This window comes from Acinetobacter sp. YH01020 (genome assembly GCF_013420275.1).
GTDB classification, from domain to species: Bacteria; Pseudomonadota; Gammaproteobacteria; order Pseudomonadales; family Moraxellaceae; genus Acinetobacter; species Acinetobacter amyesii.
This window is the reverse complement of record NZ_VOYN01000116.1, coordinates 1-1,910: the sequence shown is the minus strand read 5'-3', so window position 1 is coordinate 1,910 and position 1,910 is coordinate 1. Positions and strand designations below refer to the sequence as shown.

Sequence of the window (1,910 nt, the reverse complement as noted above, 5' to 3'; positions counted from 1 at the left end):
ACTGGGTAATCTTGGTGTCTTTCTTGCTGCTTTGATTCACTCTAAAGACTGAATGTTTGTCGCTGTAAAACGCTAAAGGCTTACCGTGCTGTTCGACATATAAACGTGTTGAAATCATATAGTCAAAGGTTGATTCTGATTCACAGAAGCGTAAATGCTGCAATTTTCCTGTCGCATCATCGATAAACACCAGCAAACAGCACTTAGCAGCGCGTCCTTCAAACCAGTCATGGTGTGAGCCATCAATTTGGATCAGTTCACCAAAGCAATCCCGGTTGTAACGAGGCTGATACGGGCGTTTCAGGCGCTTGGCGCGAGGAATCCACAGATCTGCTGCAATCATCCAGGAACGCAGTGTTTCAACTGAAATATCAAAGCCATGAACGGTGGTGAGCTTTTCATGCGCTAAAGTGGGTCCGAAACCATGGAATTGTTCAGCGACCAGATTGAGGCACTTGAGTCTGAGCTCTTCAGGAAGCCTGGAATTGCTGATTTGGCCACGTGCAGCATGGGCTAATGCAGTTGGACCTTGAGTTTTGTATTTTTGCAATAAACGTCTGATCTGACGTTCTGAAATATGAAGTAGCTGAGCAGCCTGGGGCTGGGTTATGCGTTGATCACAGATTTCTTGCAAGACCGACAATCGTTTAAGTTCTTTATCCGACATAGACACCAACATATCAAACCGTCCGCTAAGAAAATTGCAACAGCGCATATTCTAAAAGCGGACATTTTTACTTTGGAGAAACCGGACATTTCTATTTTGGAGTTACATAGTAGTTTTTACGCGGAATTCCTAAGGTATTCATCTTTTGTCTTATATCTTTATTTTTACCAATAGGTAAAATATATTCATAACCTACATCGAAAAGTAGGTAATTAAGAAAAAATTACAGCGTTTTATAAGCCTTATAGTAACGGGAGAGACTATAGGGCTTTTTATTTATCTTAATATTCATATATCTATGATGAAGCCATGATACTCTGCGATATAAAAAACCGGCTTGAGAATAGACCGGTCTTTTATGATATTTGCTAAAATACTCTTTTGAAATATAAAAAACTAAGCGTGTATAGCACTGGGTCTAGGTGTTTTTTGGGCTTAGTTATTAGCGTTATTTAAATAAGTATAAGTCAATTTTTACCTAATGGATTTGCTTTTCAACTAGTTCCAATTTCTTTAATGCTTGCCCTTTTTTATGATCATTATTAATCTTTACAACTAGAGCTAAAATAAAAACCATCACTATAAAAACAAGGAAAATCAAATGCTTTTTCATCATTAATTCCGTCTTTTGACCTTTAAGAATGCCTTGCTCCTTTGTAAATAGATATGACATAAGGGAAGCACTGATACAAGCCTTTTTAAATGACTTTAGCAACTCGATAGACAGTTGCAACTCCACAATTCACTGCTTTGGCAATTTCTTCCTTAGTCATATTGCCAGATGCTAGCAATTCTTTTATTCGTTTGTGCTTAGCCTCATTGGCTTTCTTACCTGTTGGCTTGTAACCCGAACGTTCCAGGCCCTGCTTAATACGTTCTATACGTTTCTCATTGTCTAGACGGGCCATTGTTGCCAGGAGATCAATCAACATATTGTTGATGAGTTCCAAGATTGAATGAGTAATGCTGTCACTGGTTTGAATCATTTGGTAGGTAGTAGGAAGATCTGCCACAATTAATCGAAGTCCTTTCTCCTGAATCCTGCGCTTCAGCTCTTGAAAATCCTGTTGGGTTAGGCGTGATAATCGGTCAATACTTTCAACCAACAAGGTGTCACCTTGATTTGCTTCTGACAGTAGCTTATTCAATTCAGGTCGGTCTAACTTCGTACCACTATAGTTTTCCACGTACACAATGGTTTCGCCCAAATTCAAGTTTTGGTTTAGATCCTGAAGAATCTGCA

Annotated in this window: 2 protein-coding genes; both read right to left on the bottom strand. The window is 39.1% G+C overall.

Annotated features, from left to right (window positions below; genetic code table 11):
• On the bottom strand, window positions 1-667 hold a 667-nt coding region (locus tag FTT85_RS18365; RefSeq protein WP_180041911.1), incomplete at its 3' end, for an ISNCY family transposase.
• Between the two features lie 698 nt (window positions 668-1,365).
• Window positions 1,366-1,910, bottom strand: a 545-nt coding sequence (locus tag FTT85_RS18360) for a recombinase family protein (RefSeq protein ID WP_180184117.1), incomplete at its 5' end; no start/stop codon positions are given.